This is a genomic window from Pseudomonas sp. E45-MNA-CIBAN-0222, from assembly GCF_040310405.1.
Classification (GTDB): Bacteria; Pseudomonadota; Gammaproteobacteria; order Pseudomonadales; family Pseudomonadaceae; genus Stutzerimonas; species Stutzerimonas stutzeri_AC.
Window position 1 is genome coordinate 1 of the sequence record NZ_JBEOPU010000215.1, and the last position, 242, is coordinate 242.

Annotated in this window: 1 protein-coding gene; it reads left to right on the forward strand. The window is 55.8% G+C overall.

Annotated features, from left to right (window positions below; all coding sequences use genetic code 11):
- Nucleotides 1-242 (forward strand): type II toxin-antitoxin system RelE/ParE family toxin (locus AAEZ08_RS23385; RefSeq protein WP_500125239.1); only part of this gene is annotated, 242 nt, incomplete at both ends.

The window sequence follows — 242 nt, forward strand, 5'->3', positions numbered from 1 at the left end:
GGGATATTGAATACACGGACGAATTCGGTAACTGGTGGGGTGGCTTGGATGCAAAGGCGCAATCCTCGGTATCAGCTAGCGTAGATTTGTTAGGCCTCCTGGGGCCGGGCCTGCGCTTTCCCCACAGCAGCGATATCAAAGGCTCTCGGCATGGCAATCTTCGAGAGTTACGGGTGCAGCATAGGGGGCGACCTTATTGCGTGCTGTATGCGTTCGATCCGCGCCGATGCGCTTTATTGTTG